The following is a 16835-nucleotide window of genomic DNA, read 5'->3' on the forward strand; positions in this document are numbered from 1 at the left end:
GACAGGAGCCGCTCGCCCAAGACCGGAGCATGCCGATCAAGTGAGAGCCTTACGCGTCACCTTGCCCGCAAACGCGTTTTCTTCGCAATCATTTCATTCCATCGTAGTTCTGAAATCCCGGGTTTTCCCTATTCATGGAGCATCCATCGCCGTGGCGGCTGACCGGTTCGAATCCAGCCCCGTCCCGGCCAACGGCCAAGCGGGGCTCAGGTGCAGAGACGCCCAGCAACGCGCGTCACGATCGCCCCCCGGCGGCCAGCTCGTCGATGCTCCGTCGCCCCATCAGTATCATGGTCCGCTCAAGGTCATCCCGCAGCCAGTCGAAGACACGGTCCACGCCGGCCTCGCCGGCGGCGGCCAGACCGTAGAGGATGGGACGACCGAGGAACACCGCCTTCGCCCCCCTGTCGAGCGCCTTCGCCACGTCCTCGCCGGAACGGAAACCGCCATCCACGAAGATGGGAACCGCGCCATCGACCCGCTCGACCACCTGCGGCAAGGCCTCGATGGCGGCGGGGGCCGACTGCAGCTGGCGGCCACCGTGGTTGGACACCACGATGCCGTCCGCGCCTTCGGCAACCGCACGCGCGGCATCGTCCGGGTGCAGCACGCCCTTGACTACGACCTGCCCCTTCCAGTGGGCCCGCACCCAGCTCAGGCTGTCCCACGCCAGCGTCCTGTCCATGGTGCGATTGAGCAGTGCGGCCTGCACCTGGGCCGAAACTGCCGTATCGGGGTGTTCGCTGAGGTTGGCGAAATTCGGGAACGGCCGCCCGGCAAACTGCAGCATCCAGCGCGGATGACGGGCGAGATCGAGGGCGGTCATCAGTCCCGGCCGGAACGGCAGGCGAAAACCATTCCGGATATCGCGTTTCCGATACCCGTTTACAGCCACATCCACCGTAAGCACCAACACCCGATAGCCGGCTGTCCAGGCCCGCCGCATGATCTGCTCCGCGATCGAACGGTCGCTCATGACGTACAGCTGCAGCCAGCGGAGTCCGTCCGCCTGCCTTGCCACCTCCTCGAGGCGCGCGTTGGATGCGGTGGACAGGCTGAAGGGAACGCCCGCGCGCGCGGCTGCCCGCGCGATCAGGATGTCGCCGTCGGGCCGGAACAGTCCGTTGAACCCGGTCGGCGCGACGGCAAACGGCAAGCGCCAGCGCTCACCGAATACTTCGATCGAGGTATCGATCCCGGAGGTGTCGCGCAGCACTCTCGGCCACAAGCTGATGTTGCGCAGGGCGGCGAGGTTCTCCTGCAGACAGGTTTCATCCCCTGCCCCGCCCTCCAGAAAATCGAATACGAATCGGGGCAGGAAGCGCCGCGCCTGCCGACGCAGATCATCGATATCCATTCATCCTTCATTCAACAAAATTCGGAATCTCCGGCCGGTCAGGCCAACGGCGTATTTCGACCGGCCTCCATGAGCCTGACCAGGGCCAGCAGGGCGCGGGTAGCCGGCGTAGGGATGCCGCGCAACTCGGCGCGGGCGACGACCGCCCCGTTGATAGCCTCGATCTCGGTCGGTCGCCCGGCGAGCACGTCCTGCAACATCGACGGCTTGTGGCCGACATGATGGCCGACGGCATGCAGCACGCTTGCACGGACCCTGTCTGCATCGACCGCGAGCCCCTCGGCACGCGCCACCGCGAGGACTTCATCCACGATGTCCAGGGCCAGGGCTTGCGCCGCCGGCGTGCGGCCGATGGCATCGACCGCGCAGGCGGTGACCGCGCAGATGCTGTTCAAGGCCGCGTTGAAGGCGACCTTTTCCCAGATCGCGGTGTTTACCATCGGATCGATCGCGCAGTCGAGGCCCGCGCGACGCAACAGGGCTGCAAGGCGCTCGAGGGCGTCGTCCTGACCGCCGTCCAGGCGGGTGAAGCGGATCTTTCCCTGGCCGTGCGATTCGACATGGCCGGGGCCGCACAGGTCGGCCGGGCAGGTGGTCATCCCGATCGCCACACGATCTGCCGCCGCATGCGCGCAGATCCGCTCGCCGTTGCCCAGGCCGTTCTGCAGGCTGAGGATGCGCGTTTCCGGTCCGATCCAGCGCCGTATGCCGCCCAGCGCGGCATCGGTGTGCATGGCCTTGGTGAACACCACGATCAGGTCGGGCGTCTCCTGCACCTCATCCGGGCGGCAAGCATTGAGCCGCACGCGCCGCTCGCCGCCATCGGTCACCAGTCGCAGGCCATCCCGGCGAATGGCGTCGAGGTGCAGCGCGTTGATGTCCACCAGCGTGACCGGCACGCCGACCTCGGCCAGCAGCCCGCCGAACAGGGACCCCATTGCCCCCGCACCAAGCATGAGGACGCGCGGCGCCCCGTCCGCCGCTGCAGTGTCGTGATTCTTCATGTCTTCTCCAACAGCGTTCCGCAAGGACATCCGGCGCACACCGGAACCGTGGGCTGCCCGCGGCCGGCGGTGCGCCGGACCGCTCAGTGAGCCTGACGGGCGTTGATCGCGGCCTTGGCCTCGGCAAGGATGTCCTTCGCCGGCAAGCCCTTGGCCGCAGTTTCCTCCACCCATTGCGCGGCGACCCGCTCGCCGGCCACCAGCCAGCCCGTCCGCTCGGCCGGCGGCACCACGTACATCGCATTGCCGCGCTCCTGCGCCAGCTTCCTGCCGACCACCCGTGCTTCGTCGAACACCTTGCCGACCCATGCGGAGGCCTCGACACCGCTGTTTGCATCGATCACCTTCTTCAGCTCCGGCGGCAATTTGTCATACCGGGCCGGGTTCATCGCGAACACGAAGACGGTGTTCGACAGCATCGGCATCGACTCGTCGGTTTCGGTATGGAACTTGACCACCTCATGCACCTTCAGCGGCGGCACCACCTCCCACGGCAGCATGGCGCCGTCGACCACGCCCTTGGACAGGGCCTCGGTCACCTGCGGCGCCGGCATGCCGATCGGCGTGGCGCCCAGTTCCTTCAGCAGCCGGGTCGACTGGCGGGTCGGCGCGCGCAGCTTCATCCCCTGAAAATCCGCGAGTACCTTGATCGGCTTGCTGGTGGTGTGCAATTGCGCGCCGTCATGGACGTGGAAGATGAGCGGCTTCACCGGTTTGTATTCGTCCCCCGCGTACTTGGTGAGGATGTTCCAGACCACCGGGCTGCTGCGCTCGGCGCTGCGGGTGATGAACGGCAGCTCGAACAGTTCGGTCACCGGGAAACGGCCACCCTGGTAGCCGGGCACCGTCCACACGATGTCGGCGATGCCGTCCTTGGCCTGGTCGAACAGCTGAGGCGGCGTTCCGCCCAGCGACATCGCCGGATAGATCTGGCATTTGAGCCGGCCGGCCGACTCGGCCGCGATCTTCGCGCACCACGGCTCGATGAAGTTCTTGTGCGCCGTGGCGCTGGGCGGCAGGAAGTGGTGCACCTTCAGCACCACTTCGTCTGCAGCGACTGCGGCACCTGCCAGGCTGCCCCAGAGCGTGGCCAGCACGACTGCATTGCGTTTGAAGTTCATTTTTGTCTCCTCGCGTTATGCCGGCCACGCTCGATCGGGGCCGGTGTTCCTGTACGGCCCGCGGCCTGCCGTCGGGCGGGCGCGGGCGGCCGATGCGGAATCAGAATGGATAGGCCGGCGGCGTATCCTTGACGGTGACCCACTGCCACTGGGTGAACTCTTCCCAATTGGCCGGCCCGCCCACGCGGCCGCCGTTGCCCGAGGCAGCCCGGCCGCCGAATGGGACATGGGGCTCGTCCGCCACGGTCTGATCGTTGATGTGGAGCAGGCCGGTATTGAGGCGATTGCCCAGCGCCAGCGCCCTCCCGGTCGAACGCGAGATCACCGCCGCCGAGAGGCCGTATTCGGTGGCGTTGGCCAGTGCCACGGCTTCATCCTCGTCGCGGAAGGTGGTGACGCAGGCCACCGGCCCGAAGATCTCCTCCTCGAACGCACGCATGCCCGGCTTCACCCCGGCCAGCACCGTCGGCCGGTAGAACAGCTGGTCGTAGGTGCCGCCGGCACACAGCCTGGCGCCCGCGGCCACGCTGTCCTTCACGACGGCATCGATCTGGCGCAACTGCCCATCGCTGATGATCGGCCCGAGCGCCACGCGGCCGCTGGCGGGGTCGCCGACCGGCAGGTGGTCGGCCTTTTCGGCCAGCTTCGCAATCAGCTGTTCGGCGATCGACTCGTGCGCCAGGATGCGGCCGGTGGCCATGCAGATCTGGCCCTGGTGCAGCCAGGCGCCGAACGCCGCGCAGCCGGCGGCCAGATCGAGGTCCGCGTCGTCGAGCACGATCAGCGAATTCTTGCCGCCGAGTTCGAGCGAAACCTTCTTGAGGTGGCGCCCGCACAACTCGCCGACCGTGCGGCCGACGCCGGTGGACCCGGTGAAGGCCACCATGGCGATGTTCGGATCGGTGCATAGCGCACCGCCCGCATCCGCACCGCCCGGCAGCATGTGCAACACGCCTGCCGGCAAGCCCGCCTCCTCGAAGATGCGGGCGATCAGCACGCCGCCCGACACCGCGGTGCGGAGGTCCGGCTTGAGCAGCACCGCGTTGCTGGTGGCCAGCGCCGGCGCCACCGCGCGTATCGCCAGGATGAGGGGGAAATTGAAGGGGGCGATCACGCCCACCACGCCATGAGGCAGGCGCCGCGCGAAGCTCATGCGCCCCGGATTGCTCGGCAGCAGCAGCCCCTGCGGCTCGGTGAGCATGCCGGCCGCCTCGTACAGGATGCCGACCGCCGCCTTGAGTTCGACATCGGCCTTGGGACGGATGGCCCCGCTTTCGCGCACGATCCAGGTGGCCAGTTCCTCCCAGTGCTCTTCGACCAACCGCGCCGCCTTGCGGAAGATCGCCGCCCTATCCTCGTACGGCATGGCGTGCCACGCCGGCTGGGCGGCGCGCGCAAGGGCCGCGGCGCGCACCACCGACTGCGCATCGGCCACACCGATGCTGCCGATCTGCTCGCCGGTGGCCTTGTCGGTAACCGCCGCCCGGGCGTCGCTCGTGCGCCATCCGTCGCACATGAGCTTGTCCTGCCAGACTGCCTGATCCATGAGCGTATGCATCTTGATGTCTCCTGTCTGATTTGTTGGGTCGGGCGCCTGCACCCGACGGGGACTACAGGGGGTCGAGCTGAACATCCAGCACGGCGGAGCGGCCGCCACGGACGGCGGCGAAGGCCTGGGCCAGGGCGTCCCGCAACTCCTCGGGGCGCGACACCCTGAGCGCCAGGGCGCCGCCGGCCGCGGCGGCGATACCGGCGTAATCGGCCGGCGGGTCGAAACTCACGCCCAGGTCGGACGAACGGCTGGCATAGCCGTCCGGATGCACCGCCAGGGTCGATAACTTGGGGGACTTCCAGCCGCCGTTGTTGAACACGATCTGGACAAAGGGCGTGGCATAGCGGCGTGCCATCCAGTGCACGCTGGACGGGACGGTGAACATGTAGCTGCCATCACCACACATCGCGACCACCGTCTTGTCCGGGTGGGCCAGCTTCACGCCGATGGCCGCGCCGCCGTTCCAGCCCAGCGAGCCGCCGCCGCTGGCGATCATGCTGCCGGGGCGGCGCATGCCGAGGTGATCGATGATGACGTCGTAATTGGAGATGCCTTCGTTGCAGACGATGGTGTCGTCGTCGATGAAGTCACGCACGCAGGCGGCAAGATAGGCTGGGGTGATGGTTTCCCCCGCCACCTCGCGCGCCCTCAGCATTTCGTCGCGCTGGCGATGCAGTGCCGTGATCCGCTCGCGCCGCGCCGCCACCAGATCCGCATCGAGCGCCACATCGGCGACACCGGCATTGATCTGGGCCAGCGCAGTGGCCGCATCCGCCCGGAATACCTGCCGCGACGGGATGTACCACAGCGGCATCTGCTCCTTGAGCGGATCGACGTCGATGTAATACACGCGCGCATCCTCGCTCGGACGGTTCACGAGCGGAATCCAGGGCACGTCGCTGTCGATCACCAGCACCAGGTCGGCTGCGGCCAGGGTTTCGTTCTGGCGCGGCGCATTCCACTGGTTGCCGAGGTACATCGGGTGATCCGCCGGAATGTTCACATAGGACGGCACCGACTCGATGACCGGAATCGCGAGCCGCTCCACCAGCTTCACCAACTCGGCCACGGCGGCGGCGCTGCGGCCGAGGAAGGACGTCACCACCACCGGATGACGGGCGGTCGCGAGATCCGCGATCAGCGCCCGCAGCCCCTGCTCCGGCAGGGCGCAGGGTGCGATCGGCTGCCACTGCCCGGCATCGAGCTCGACCCGCGGCACTTCCTCTTCCATGACCTCGCGCGCCCCGGTCAGGTAGGCCGCCCCCTTCGGGTCGCTGCAGGCAATCTGCATCGCGCGATAGACCAGTTGCTTGACGTTGCGGCCGGTGCGGATCTCGTTGTCGTAGCGGGTGTAGCCGCGCACGATGCCGCGCTGATCATGCACATCCTGTATCCACTGGATGAACTCGTTGCGGCTGCCGCGCAATTCGCCTTCCTGGGTGAAGGGCGACGCGCCGGCAAAGATCAGCACCGGCACCCTTGCCTTGGCGACGTTATGCACTGCACCCGCGAGCGCCTGCGTGCCGCACTCCACATGAACCAGCACGGCCTGCGGCTGACCGGTGACCTGGGCGTAACCCTGGGCCGCACTGAGCGCCACCATCTCGTTGGGACAGGTGATGAGCGCGGGCACCTCGCGCGATGCGGCCTTCGCCTCCTCCATGCTCTCGACGATGGCCGGATGGTCGCTGCCCAAGTTGGCAAACAGATGGCGGACGCCGCGCTCGTAGAGCGCCTCGAGAAATGCCGTACCCGTTGTGTACATTCGTCTCCTCTCCTGGGTGATACCGGTGTCGGTTGGTCGTCACCTTAGGAGGGCAGGCGGGGCGCGGCAATTCAGCAGGCCATACGTGAGATATAGATGCCGTCGATAATGGCGGGATGCCGCCAGGCGTCCCGCTCAACGGAATGTGCGGCTACCTGCGCTCGCGGTCGAACAGGTCGGCAACCAGCTCGCGCATCCAGGCATGTCCGGGGTCGCCGGAATAGCGCCGGTTCCAGTACAGATTGACGTCCATCCCGCGTTGCAGGGCGGGCAAGGGAAAGCTGCGCACACGGCTGCGCGGGCTGAAGGCATGCACCACCTCGCGCGGGGCGACGGCGGCGAAGTCGCGCTCGGCAAGAATCGCCGGCACCACCATGAAATGCGGCACCCACAGCTTGACCCGCTCGAGCAGGCCGCATTCGCGCAGGATGGCCAGCGTCTGCGGATGGGAGGTCACGGCGATGAAGTCGAGTCCGTTGAAGGCGTTCTCCCCCTTGCCGCCGGACGGGATCAGGTGACGGGGCGCAATGACCGCATATTCGTCCGCAAGCAGATGGCGACACTCGAATCCCTGATCGAGGACGGGCAGATAGCCGATGGCGAGATCGATCTGGCCACTATCCAGCGCAGCGGCAAGCTCCACGCCGCCGAGCTGCCGCGTTTCGATGCGTACCCCGGGCGCGCGCTCCAGCAATGCGCGCATCAGCTTCGGGAGGAAGATCACCTCGCCGAAGTCGCTCATGTGCAGGCGGAAGGTACGGCCGGAGCTGGCGGGTTCGAAGTGCGCATGCTCGTCCAGTGTGGTCTGCAGTACGCGCAGCGCCTGCTGCACCGGGCCGGCGATACGGTCGGCCACGACCGTGGGCTCGACGCCCGAACGGGTCCGTACGAACAGCGGATCGCCGAACAGCAGTCGCAGACGGGTCAGGCCGTGGCTGACGGACGGCTGCGTCAGCTCGAGCCGGACCGCCGCCCGGCTGACGTTGCGCTCCAGATATACCGCCTCGAAGATCTTGAGCAGATTGAGGTCTACCGATTGAATATTCATGGCGTCTATGTCAAAGCCTAGCCTCGATTGTATCGGCTGCGCCGACACCGCAGCTGAAACCGCGCGGCGCGCCGGCAGCGGCATTCCCTAGCCCCGGAAAACTGTTACGCAACAAAACCCGACAGACTGAGACTGTTACCCCCGCAACCCGAGTGGTCTACTTCCACCGCCGCCCCGAACACCGCCTTCCACGCGCGCTGCGGGCCGCGGCAGGGAAGCCTTCATGCACACGCCATCCACCCGGGCACAGGGTGCCCGCATCGAGTTCTACCGCAAGACCGGCAAGATCCATCCACGCACGGTGGCCGGCCGCTTCAACAGCCTGCGCTGGGCCATGGTCTGGATCACCCAGATCCTGTTCTACGGCGCCTGCTGGCTGCAGTGGGACGGCCGCCAGGCGCTGCTGTTCGACATCGCCGAGCGCAAGTTCTACCTCTTCGGCCTGGTGCTGTGGCCGCAGGACGCACTGCTGCTGGCGCTGCTGCTGATCGTCGCCGCCAGCGCGCTGTTCCTCGTCACCGCGCTCGCCGGCCGGCTGTTCTGCGGCTTCGCCTGTCCGCAGACGGTCTATACCGCGATCTTCCGCTGGGTGGAGGACAAGGTCGAAGGCGACCACCTCGCCCGCATGCGACTGGACCAGGCACCGCCCAGCCCGCGCAAGTTCGCGATCAAGGGCACCAAACATGCGATCTGGCTGGCGATCGCGCTATGGACCGGCATCAGCTTCGTCGGCTACTTCACCCCGATCCGCGAACTGCTGTGGAACCTCGGCCCCGGCGAACTCGGCCCCTGGGAAGGCTTCTGGGTGTTCTTCTACGCCGCCTTCGCCTACCTGCAGGCCGGCTTCGCCCGCGAGATGGTGTGCATGCACATGTGCCCCTACTCGCGCTTCCAGGGCGTGATGTTCGATGCCGACACCCGCACGGTGAGCTACGACAGCCGCCGCGGCGAACCGCGCCGGCTGCGCGGCAGCGCCACCGCCAAACTTGCGGACAAACCGGCGGGCCGCGGCGACTGCGTCGATTGCAGCCTGTGCGTGCAGGTCTGCCCCACCGGCATCGACATCCGCGACGGCCTGCAGTACCAGTGCATCAACTGCGGGCTGTGCGTCGATGCCTGCGACGAGGTGATGGACCGCGTCGGCACGCCCACCGGCCTGATCCGCTTCGCCTCCGAGCGCGAACTCGCCGCGCCATGCGGCACCACCACGGGTGGCCTGCTCGCCGCCCTCGCCCGCCCGCGCGCCGCGGTCTATCTCGCCACCATGGTGGTCTTCACTCTGCTCGGCGCCTGGATGCTGGCTCACCGCGTGCCGCTGCAGGTCGACGTGCTGCGCGACCGCCACGCCCTGCTGCAGGAAGCCGCCGACGGCAGCATCGAGAACACCTACACGCTCAAGCTGGTGAACATGCTGGAAGAACCGCGCGCCTTCCGCATCCGCGTCGACGGCCCGGCCGGTGCCCGCCTCACCGGCGGCGACACCTTCCACGTCGCCAGCGGCAGCGTGCTGCCGGTGCCGCTGACGGTGGCCGCCCAGCCAGAGCCCGGCAAGTCCGGCGCGCAGACCATCCGCTTCCAGGTCGAGGCGCTCGACGGCCCGCCCACCACAGTCACCGAGCAGAGCGTCTTCCTGCTGCCCTGATCCGCCGCCCGACCCCGACAGAGACCCCGCATGTACCAATACGACGATACCGACCAGCGCCTGGTAGACGAACGCGTGCTGCGCTTTCGCGACCAGATGCGCCGCTTCCTCGCCGGCGAGTTGTCCGAAGACGACTTCCGCCCGCTGCGCCTGCAGAACGGCCTCTACATCCAGCGCCATGCGCCGATGCTGCGGGTGGCCATTCCCTACGGCACGATGTCCTCGCCGCAGCTGCGCATGCTCGCCCGCATCGCGCGCGACTTCGACCGCGGCTACGGCCACTTCACCACCCGCTGCAACATCCAGTTCAACTGGGTGCGGCTGGAAGAAACGCCGGACATCCTGGCCGAACTCGCCACGGTGCAGATGCACGCCATCCAGACCTCGGGCAACTGCATCCGCAACATCACCACCGACCCCTACGCCGGCGTCGCCGCCGACGAGGTGCTGGACCCTCGGCCCTACTGCGAGATCCTGCGCCAGTGGTCCACGCTCTCGCCGGAATACAGCTTCCTGCCACGCAAGTTCAAGATCGCGCTGACCGGCAGCCCCAACGACCGCGCCGCGGTCAGCTTTCACGACATCGGCGCACGCGCCCTGCGCCGCGACGACGGCGAGATCGGCTTCGAGGTCTTCGTCGGCGGCGGGCTGGGGCGCACGCCCATGGTGGGCCACCGCATCCAGACCTTCCTGCCGCGGCACGAACTGCTGAGCTATTTCGACGCCATCCTGCGGGTCTACAACCGCCACGGCCGGCGCGACAAGAAGTACAAGGCGCGCATCAAGATCCTGGTGAAGGAGCTCGGCCCCGAGGCCTTCGCCGCCGAAGTCGACAAGGAATGGGACTACCTGCGCGGCGGTCCGGCCCGCATCGACGACGACCGCTTCGCCGCGATGGAAGCCCATTTCCGCAGCCCCGCAGCGACGCCGGCCGATGCAGCGGAGAACGGCCTCGCCGGTCACGGCGACCCCGCCTTCCAGCGCTGGCTGGCGCGCAACGTCGCCGCCCACAGGCTCGCGGGCTACGCCATCGTCACGCTGTCGCTGAAGCAGACCGGCAATCCGCCCGGCGATGCCACGGCCGCGCAGATGGACGCCGTCGCCGAGCTGGCCGAGCGCTACAGCGCGGGCGAGATCCGCGTCAGCCACGAACAGAACCTGGTGCTGCCGCAGGTGCGCCGCGCCGACCTGCACGCGCTGTGGCGGGATGCCGCCGACCACCGGCTCGCCACCGCCAACATCGGCCTCGCCACCGACGTGGTGTGCTGCCCCGGCGGCGACTTCTGCTCGCTCGCCAACGCCCGCTCGCTGCCGGTGGCCGAGGCCATCCAGCGCCGCCTCGGCGACGACGCCGCGGCCGCCGACATCGGCCCGCTGACGCTCAACATCTCGGGCTGCGTCAATGCCTGCGGCCATCATCACATCGGCAACATCGGCATACTCGGTGTCGATAAGAACGGCGAGGAGTGGTATCAGGTGACGTTGGGCGGCAGCCAGGACGGACCGCCCGCCATCGGCCGCATCGTCGGCCCGTCCTTCCGCGCCGAGGAAGTGCCAGCGGTGGTGGAGAAGGTGGTGGGCCTCTATCGCCTGCAGCGTCGCGACGGCGAAGTCTTCGTCGACACCCTGCGCCGCATCGGCCACGAATCCTTCAAGCAACACCTCTACGGAGCCGACCATGACGCGCATCCTCAGGCTTGACCGCATCGACTACGACCCGCGCCCGCTGCTCGCCGACGAAGACGGCGCCGATCCCGGCCAGCCGGCCATCGTCGGCCTCGCCCGCTGGCTGCTGTGGCGCAGCGCCGGACTGCAGCCGCATCCGGACACCGGCGTGCTGCTGCAGCCGGACGACGACTTCGAAGCGCTCGTCCCCGATCTGCCGCGCCTGAGCCTGATCGCGGTGAACTTCCCGGTGTTCACCGACGGCCGCGGCTACTCCACCGCCCGCCTGCTGCGCGAACGCCACGGCTACCGCGGCGAGCTGCGCGCCGTCGGCGATGTGCTGCGCGACCAGCTCTACTTCCTGCGCCGCTGCGGCTTCGACGCCTTCGCGCTGCGCGCCGACCAGGATGCCGAAGCGGCGCTGCGCGCCTTCGACGACTACTCGGTGAGCTACCAGTAATCCCGACCCAAAGCCGAGCCGATGGAACGGAAAGCGGCGCGGGCTTGTCATTCAACCGCCTTGACCATCACGGGGATCGCCCGCCATGTCGGATCTCGATGCATTGCTGCTGGCGCGAATCCAGTTCGCGTTCACGGTTTCCTTCCACATCGTCTTCCCGGCGATCACCATCGGCCTGGCGAGCTATCTCGCCGTGCTGGAGGGCTGCTGGCTGCGCACCGGCCAGACGGTGTTCCGCGACCTCTACCATTTCTGGTCGAAGATCTTCGCGGTCAATTTCGGCATGGGCGTGGTGTCCGGGCTGGTGATGGCCTACCAGTTCGGCACCAACTGGAGCTTCTTCTCCACCTTCGCCGGCGGCGTCACCGGCCCGCTGCTCGCCTACGAGGTGCTCACCGCCTTCTTCCTCGAGGCCGGCTTCCTCGGCGTCATGCTGTTCGGCTGGAAGAAGGTCGGCCCCGGGCTGCACTTCTTCTCGACGGTGATGGTCGCCATCGGCACGCTGATCTCGGCCACCTGGATCCTCGCCTCCAACAGCTGGATGCAGACGCCGGCCGGCTTCGAGATCATCGACGGCCGCGTGGTGCCGACCGACTGGCTGGCGGTGATCTTCAACCCGTCCTTCCCCTACCGCCTCGCCCACATGGGCATCGCCGCCTTCCTGTGCACCGCGCTGCTCGTTGCCGCTTCGGCTGCCTGGCACCTGCTGCGCGGCAACGACAACGCGGCGATCCGCAAGATGATGTCGATGGCGATGTGGATGCTGCTGGTCGCTGCCCCGATCCAGGTGCTGGTAGGCGACGCCCACGGCCTCAACACCCTGCAGCACCAGCCCGCCAAGATCGCCGCGATGGAAGGCCACTGGGAAAACAAGCCCGGCGAGGGCGTGCCGCTCATCCTGTTCGGCCTGCCCGACATGGCCCGCGAGGAAACCCGCTTTGCAATCGAAATCCCCCACCTTGGCAGCCTTATCCTCACCCACTCGCTGGACGGCCAGTTCCCCGGCCTGAAGGAATTCCCGCCGGAAGACCGCCCCAATGCCACCATCGTGTTCTGGTCCTTCCGCATCATGGTCGGGCTCGGCCTGCTGATGATCGCACTCGCGCTGTGGGCCCTGTGGGCGCGCCGCGGCCAAGGCCTCTACCGCTCGCGGCCGCTGCTGCGCTTCGCGCTGTGGATGGGGCCGAGCGGCCTGATCGCCCTGCTGGCCGGCTGGTTCACCACCGAGATCGGCCGCCAGCCCTGGGTGGTGTACGGCCTGCAACGCACCGCCGACGCGGTGTCGCCGGTCGGTGCCGGCCAGCTCGGGCTGAGCCTGGCGCTGTTCGTCGTGGTCTATGTCGTGGTCTTCGGCATCGGCATCGCCTACCTGCTGCGCCTCATCCGCGTCGGCCCGGTCGAGCACGAGGGCGAGCATCCGCTGCCGGGCGGGCCCGGCCAGCCACACACGCCGGCACGACCACTGTCGGCCGCCGCCGATGACATCATTTCCCTTCCCGCACGGAGCTGAACGCCATGGGCATCGACCTTCCGCTGATCTGGGCCGTGATCATCCTGTTCGGCGTCATGATGTACGTGGTCATGGACGGCTTCGACCTCGGCATCGGCCTGCTCTACCCCTTCGTGCCGGCCAAGGGCGACCGCGACGTGATGATGAACACCGTCGCCCCGGTGTGGGACGGCAACGAGACCTGGCTGGTGCTGGGCGGCGCCGGACTGCTGGCGGCCTTTCCCCTGGCCTACTCGGTGGTGCTCACCGCCTTCTACCTGCCGCTGATCCTGATGCTGCTCGGGCTGATCTTCCGCGGCGTCGCTTTCGAGTTCCGCTTCAAGGCGGACGACGCCCACCGCCCCTGGTGGGACAAGGCCTTCATCGGCGGTTCGCTGGTCGCGACCTTCTTCCAGGGGGTCACGCTCGGCGGCTTCATCCAGGGCATCCCCGTCACCAACGGTGCCTACGCCGGCAGCGCCTTCGCCTGGCTGACGCCGTTCGCGCTGTTCACCGGACTGGGGCTGGTCGCCACCTACGCCCTGCTCGGTTGCACCTGGCTGATCATGAAGACCGCGGGCGCGCTGCAGGCCCGCATGATCGCGCTCGCGCGCCCGCTGGTGTGGGCGCTGCTCGCCGTCATCGGCGTCATCAGCCTGTGGACGCCGCTTGCGCACGAGAGCATCGCCGCACGCTGGTTCACCTGGCCCGGCATGTTGTGGTTCGCCCCGGTACCGGTACTCGTGCTGCTGGCCGTCCGGCAGTTGCTGAAGCAGCTCCGCGGCACGCCGCAAGGCGGCCCCTTCCTGCTGACGCTCGGCCTCGTCTTCCTCGGCTACAGCGGGCTGGGCATCAGCATCTGGCCCAACGTCATCCCGCCTGGCATCACCATCTGGCAGGCCGCAGCACCGCCGCAGAGCATGGGCTTCGCCCTCGTCGGCGCCCTGCTCATCATTCCGCTGATCCTGATGTACACCGCCTGGAGCTACTACGTCTTCCGCGGCAAGGTCGATGCCAGTGCGGGCTACCACTGATGGACAGCCCATCGGAAGAACGCAGGGCGTCGCACCTCGGCCGCCTCGGCTGGCTAGTCGTGATCTGGGCCGCCAGCGTGGCAGCGCTCGGCGTCGTCGCCTGGCTGATCCGGCAGTTGATGGGGCTGGCAGGCCTGAGCCTCTGAGACGGCACGCTTGATCTGCGCGCAGAAGCCCGTGCAAGGCGGGGACCGCCTGCAACGGCGGCATCGGCACCTTCGCACCGTCGTGCTCCGGCCACAGTGCCGAGGCGGCGCAGCCCGTCGCTGACGGCTATCCGATGAGCGGCCGGTAGTTGAAACCGGCCGCGCCCGGCTACATCCCCAGCGACTTCAACAGCGCGTCGGCGTCATCGTCGGCCGCGGCTTCCGCCGGCGCGGACACGTCAGCCTGCCCGGCGCCGGCCGCGTGGGCCTGCTCGATCAGCGCATCGGGATCGGGCGCCTCGTCGGCGTCGAATTCGTTCAGCTGGATGAACTCGGTGCGGTCGATCGCCAGCTCGAGATAGAAGATGTTGTTGCGGCCGGTGTAGAAGCTGACCCGACGCGCCTCCGGGCGGTCCAGGTGGGTATCCACGCTCAGCATCACCTGCTTGGTCAGCGCCAGCATCTTGGGCTGGTTCTGGGTGATCTGGGTCTGCAGCTCGCGCGAGATCTTGCCGGTGAAGTCGCCCACGCTCTGGTTCATCAACTCGCCCATCACGTTGCCCACCTCGTCCGAGGTGAAGGCGGTGGCGAGGTCCTCGCGCCCCATGCCCATGTTGAGCATGTACTGCTCGTACAACTCCATTGCAGCAGCGGCCGAGAAGTTGATGACCACCAACCCGGAAAAACCGCCGTCGAACAGCACGAAGCAGCCGATATCCGGCTTCAGGCAGGTCTTGTGGATGCGCTGGACCATGCTCGCGTAGTGGATCCGGCTGCCGGTGGCGACCGTCAGCACCTTTGCCACCGAATCGCACAGGCTGCGGAGGATGTCCTCCGTTCCGAACACAACAGGATGCGTCTGTGCAGTCTTCACCATGCTTGCCATCGATGTTGGGGAGGGCGGAATGTATATCACATTCCCGCCGGACCGCTGCCATCGGCATACGCCTCAGCCCTGGCCAGGGCGCGAAAGCGACCGACGCTGCCGTTCAGGCTCTCCATGTCCCGGAGCATGCCGGCACGATCAACGATGACTTGATCGCATCAGATGCATACAATGCCGTCAATTCATTCGCTTGTATGTCTCGATGCGCACCCACAAACAGATCTGGACGCCGACCTCCATCGCCACCGACAAGCCGGCCTACCTCGCCATCGCGGATGCCATCGCCGACGACATCCGCCAGGGCCGGCTGGCAGCCAACGCGCAGCTGCCGCCGCAGCGCCAGTTGGCCGACGTGCTCGGCTACAACTTCACCACCATCAGCCGCGCCTACGCCGAGGCCCAGCGCCGCGGGCTGACCGACGCCCGTGTCGGCCAGGGTACCTTCGTGCGCGCCGACGCCTGTCCGCGCAGCCGGCCGGCACCGGCGCGCGCGCCGCTGATCGACATGTCGATGAATCTGCCGCCCGAGCCCGACCGGCCCGAGCTGCTGGCGCGCATGGAAACCGGCATGAAGCGGCTGTGCGGCGACATCCGCGGCCTGCTGCGCTACCAGCCCTTCGGCGGCGGGCCGGACGAGCGCGACGCCGCGGTGCAGTGGCTGGCGCGGCGCGGCATCACCACCAGCCCTGACCGGGTGCTGGTCTGCCCCGGCACCCACAGCGTGCTCAACGCGCTGTTCAGCCTGCTGGTCGGCAGCGGCGGCGGCCGCATCTGCTGCGACAACATCACCTACCCCGGCGTGCGCGCGCTCGCCGCGCTGCACGGCATCAGCCTGATCGGCCTGGCCGCCGACCGCGACGGCATCCTGCCGGAAGCCTTCGAAGCCGCCTGCCGCGACAGCCAGCCGGCGGCGCTCTACTGCAACCCGACGCTGCAGAACCCCAACACGGTGACGATGCCGCTCGCCCGCCGCGAGGCGCTGGCCGAGATCGCCGCGCGCCACCGCGTCCCCATCATCGAGGACGATCCCTACAGCCTGCTGCCCGAGGCGCCGCCGCCCAGCTTCTTCAGCCTGCTGCCCGAGCTCACCTACCATGTCTGCGGGCTGTCGAAGACGATCGGCGCCGGCCTGCGCATCGCCTACCTCGCGGTGCCGGATACCCGCCAGCTGCCGCGCCTGTCCGCCATCCTGCGCGCGGTGTCGGTGATGGCGCCGCCGCTGTCGATGGCGATCGCCACCGAGTGGATCGCCGACGGCACCGGCGACGCGCTGGTCGCCTTCGTCCGCGAAGAATCGCGCGCCCGCCAGCTACTGGCGGCACAGGCACTGGCGGGCGTGAGCTACCTCGCCTCGCCCGACGGCTTCCACCTGTGGCTGCCGCTGCCGGAAGGCTGGAGCCGGGTGAGCTTCGCCACCCATCTGCGCTCCAGCGGCATCGGCGTGGTCACCAGCGACGCTTTCCTGGTCGGCGGCCCGGCGGTGGAGGCGGTACGTATCTGCCTCGGCGGCACCGCCAGCCGCGCCGACGTCAGCCATGCGATGGAGCTGGTGGGTGCGGCGCTGTCGCATCCGCCGGCAATCTATTCGTCCATCGTCTGAGCCCCGCCGGCCCATCCCCTGGCCGGCGTGCAGCACGCTCCGTTCTCATCCCCGGCGGATCATCGA

The 16835-nt window shown here is 68.0% G+C and carries 14 protein-coding genes; 7 read left to right on the forward strand and 7 right to left on the reverse strand.

Annotation, left to right across the window (positions count from 1 at the left end):
• Positions 1-235 precede the first annotated feature (235 nt).
• From CJ010_RS15455 to CJ010_RS15480, 6 genes are all read right to left on the reverse strand, one after another.
• Positions 236-1357, reverse strand: a complete 1122-nt coding sequence (locus CJ010_RS15455) for an alpha-hydroxy acid oxidase (protein ID WP_141018865.1) — start codon at positions 1355-1357, stop codon at positions 236-238.
• Positions 1358-1395: 38 nt separating this feature from the next.
• Entirely contained in the window at positions 1396-2361 is a 966-nt protein-coding gene (locus CJ010_RS15460) for a ketopantoate reductase family protein (protein WP_141018866.1), read from the reverse strand.
• An 83-nt stretch (positions 2362-2444) separates the two neighbouring features.
• Positions 2445-3482 carry a TRAP transporter substrate-binding protein gene (locus CJ010_RS15465; RefSeq protein WP_141018867.1) on the reverse strand — a complete coding sequence of 346 codons (1038 nt, stop codon included), beginning with the start codon at positions 3480-3482 and terminating at the stop codon, positions 2445-2447.
• Between the two features lie 100 nt (positions 3483-3582).
• A complete protein-coding gene (locus tag CJ010_RS15470; RefSeq protein WP_141018868.1) occupies positions 3583-5040 on the reverse strand; it encodes a benzaldehyde dehydrogenase in 1458 nt (485 codons plus the stop codon).
• Between the two features lie 52 nt (positions 5041-5092).
• Positions 5093-6799 carry a thiamine pyrophosphate-requiring protein gene (locus tag CJ010_RS15475; RefSeq protein WP_141018869.1) on the reverse strand — a complete coding sequence of 569 codons (1707 nt, stop codon included), beginning with the start codon at positions 6797-6799 and terminating at the stop codon, positions 5093-5095.
• Between the two features lie 151 nt (positions 6800-6950).
• Entirely contained in the window at positions 6951-7847 is an 897-nt protein-coding gene (locus tag CJ010_RS15480; protein WP_168224971.1) for a LysR family transcriptional regulator, read from the reverse strand.
• 223 nt (positions 7848-8070) lie between these two features.
• On the opposite strand from CJ010_RS15480, the gene ccoG reads away from it, so the two are divergent.
• From ccoG to CJ010_RS15510, 6 genes are all read left to right on the forward strand, one after another.
• Complete coding sequence (ccoG, locus tag CJ010_RS15485; protein WP_141018871.1) at positions 8071-9489, forward strand: cytochrome c oxidase accessory protein CcoG; 1419 nt, start codon at positions 8071-8073, stop codon at positions 9487-9489.
• A 30-nt stretch (positions 9490-9519) separates the two neighbouring features.
• Positions 9520-11190, forward strand: coding sequence for a nitrite/sulfite reductase (locus CJ010_RS15490; protein ID WP_141018872.1), 1671 nt, complete (start codon positions 9520-9522; stop codon positions 11188-11190).
• On the forward strand, positions 11168-11614 hold the full coding sequence (locus CJ010_RS15495) for a DUF934 domain-containing protein (RefSeq protein WP_141018873.1): 447 nt from the start codon (positions 11168-11170) through the stop codon (positions 11612-11614). Before CJ010_RS15490 ends, CJ010_RS15495 begins: the two co-directional genes overlap by 23 nt.
• A gap of 85 nt (positions 11615-11699) precedes the next feature.
• The gene (locus CJ010_RS15500; protein ID WP_141018874.1) at positions 11700-13124 is read left to right on the forward strand and encodes a cytochrome ubiquinol oxidase subunit I; all 1425 of its coding nucleotides are present in this window, start codon (positions 11700-11702) and stop codon (positions 13122-13124) included.
• 5 nt (positions 13125-13129) lie between these two features.
• On the forward strand, positions 13130-14137 hold the full coding sequence (gene cydB, locus CJ010_RS15505; protein ID WP_141018875.1) for a cytochrome d ubiquinol oxidase subunit II: 1008 nt from the start codon (positions 13130-13132) through the stop codon (positions 14135-14137).
• Positions 14137-14283 carry a DUF2474 domain-containing protein gene (locus CJ010_RS15510; protein WP_141018876.1) on the forward strand — a complete coding sequence of 49 codons (147 nt, stop codon included), beginning with the start codon at positions 14137-14139 and terminating at the stop codon, positions 14281-14283. Before cydB ends, CJ010_RS15510 begins: the two co-directional genes overlap by 1 nt.
• A 169-nt stretch (positions 14284-14452) precedes the next feature.
• Here the strand turns inward: CJ010_RS15510 and CJ010_RS15515 are convergent, their stop codons facing one another.
• On the reverse strand, positions 14453-15160 hold the full coding sequence (locus tag CJ010_RS15515; RefSeq protein WP_205754795.1) for a DUF3334 family protein: 708 nt from the start codon (positions 15158-15160) through the stop codon (positions 14453-14455).
• Between the two features lie 211 nt (positions 15161-15371).
• Here CJ010_RS15515 and CJ010_RS15520 point away from each other — a divergent pair, with 211 nt between their 5' ends.
• A complete protein-coding gene (locus CJ010_RS15520; protein WP_141018878.1) occupies positions 15372-16769 on the forward strand; it encodes a PLP-dependent aminotransferase family protein in 1398 nt (465 codons plus the stop codon).
• Positions 16770-16835 lie beyond the last annotated feature (66 nt).

Origin of the sequence: Azoarcus sp. DD4, assembly GCF_006496635.1 — a bacterium.
GTDB lineage: Bacteria > Pseudomonadota > Gammaproteobacteria > Burkholderiales > Rhodocyclaceae > Azoarcus.

What these genes read in the sequence shown, in the direction of transcription:
- CJ010_RS15500 (WP_141018874.1), top strand. Translation starts at nt 11,700, where the DNA reads ATGTCGGATCTCGATGCATTGCTGCTGGCGCGAATCCAGTTCGCGTTC.
- CJ010_RS15490 (WP_141018872.1), top strand. Translation starts at nt 9,520, where the DNA reads ATGTACCAATACGACGATACCGACCAGCGCCTGGTAGACGAACGCGTG.
- CJ010_RS15480 (WP_168224971.1), bottom strand. Translation starts at nt 7,847, where the DNA reads ATGAATATTCAATCGGTAGACCTCAATCTGCTCAAGATCTTCGAGGCG.
- CJ010_RS15520 (WP_141018878.1), top strand. Translation starts at nt 15,372, where the DNA reads ATGCGCACCCACAAACAGATCTGGACGCCGACCTCCATCGCCACCGAC.
- CJ010_RS15510 (WP_141018876.1), top strand. Translation starts at nt 14,137, where the DNA reads ATGGACAGCCCATCGGAAGAACGCAGGGCGTCGCACCTCGGCCGCCTC.
- ccoG (WP_141018871.1), top strand. Translation starts at nt 8,071, where the DNA reads ATGCACACGCCATCCACCCGGGCACAGGGTGCCCGCATCGAGTTCTAC.
- CJ010_RS15475 (WP_141018869.1), bottom strand. Translation starts at nt 6,799, where the DNA reads ATGTACACAACGGGTACGGCATTTCTCGAGGCGCTCTACGAGCGCGGC.
- CJ010_RS15455 (WP_141018865.1), bottom strand. Translation starts at nt 1,357, where the DNA reads ATGGATATCGATGATCTGCGTCGGCAGGCGCGGCGCTTCCTGCCCCGA.
- cydB (WP_141018875.1), top strand. Translation starts at nt 13,130, where the DNA reads ATGGGCATCGACCTTCCGCTGATCTGGGCCGTGATCATCCTGTTCGGC.
- CJ010_RS15470 (WP_141018868.1), bottom strand. Translation starts at nt 5,040, where the DNA reads ATGCATACGCTCATGGATCAGGCAGTCTGGCAGGACAAGCTCATGTGC.
- CJ010_RS15460 (WP_141018866.1), bottom strand. Translation starts at nt 2,361, where the DNA reads ATGAAGAATCACGACACTGCAGCGGCGGACGGGGCGCCGCGCGTCCTC.
- CJ010_RS15495 (WP_141018873.1), top strand. Translation starts at nt 11,168, where the DNA reads ATGACGCGCATCCTCAGGCTTGACCGCATCGACTACGACCCGCGCCCG.
- CJ010_RS15515 (WP_205754795.1), bottom strand. Translation starts at nt 15,160, where the DNA reads ATGGTGAAGACTGCACAGACGCATCCTGTTGTGTTCGGAACGGAGGAC.
- CJ010_RS15465 (WP_141018867.1), bottom strand. Translation starts at nt 3,482, where the DNA reads ATGAACTTCAAACGCAATGCAGTCGTGCTGGCCACGCTCTGGGGCAGC.